Source organism: Treponema sp. R6D11 (assembly GCF_054786075.1).
Genome location: NZ_BDHD01000565.1, coordinates 1 through 665, shown reverse-complemented (window position 1 = coordinate 665; position 665 = coordinate 1). Strand labels below are relative to the sequence as shown.

Here is a 665-nt window from a genome sequence, read left to right as displayed (position 1 = left end):
TAGTTATCGCCTTATCCGCAATTGCGACATATACAATTTCCGCTCATCAAATAAACCTTTCTTTTATTCAACAACAGCTTTCTATATCGTCCGAAACAATGCGCCTGCGTTTGACAACCTTGGTAAACAGCGAGCTTGCCCTTGTATTGAAAATGGCTGATACGCCGATAATTCAGCAGTATTTTATTAACCCACACGATCCAAACCTTAAAGCTCTGGCTGATATAGAAATGTCCCTTTATCAGGAACATTTTGAAAATAAGGTTGTATTTTGGGTCAGCGATATGGATAAAGTCTTTTATACAACGGGAAATGATCCGTACATAATTAACCCCGATGATCCCGCATCTTATTGGTACAATTTAACATTGTACGAAACGAAAAAGTTTAATTTTAACATTAATTATAATCCTGATTTGGATCAAATCAACCTTTGGGTCAATGTTCCTGTATTTGCCGACGCGCATAACAAAAAAAATCCCGTAGGAATGCTCGGCATAGGTATAAATCTTACCGAATTCTCAAATTTTGTAGCTTCCAGTTATCATGAATTCGATGAAAATATCACGCCGTATATGTTCAATAAATACAATGAAATTACCGCTGCGGCGGATTATAACCTAGTTGAAAATAAAGTTCATCTTGACGAGCTATTAGGCGAAACC

At 36.8% G+C, this 665-nt stretch carries 1 pseudogene; it reads left to right on the top strand.

Annotation, left to right across the window (positions count from 1 at the left end):
- Positions 1-665, top strand: a pseudogene (locus ACYVTD_RS14710) (methyl-accepting chemotaxis protein); the annotation flags it as partial.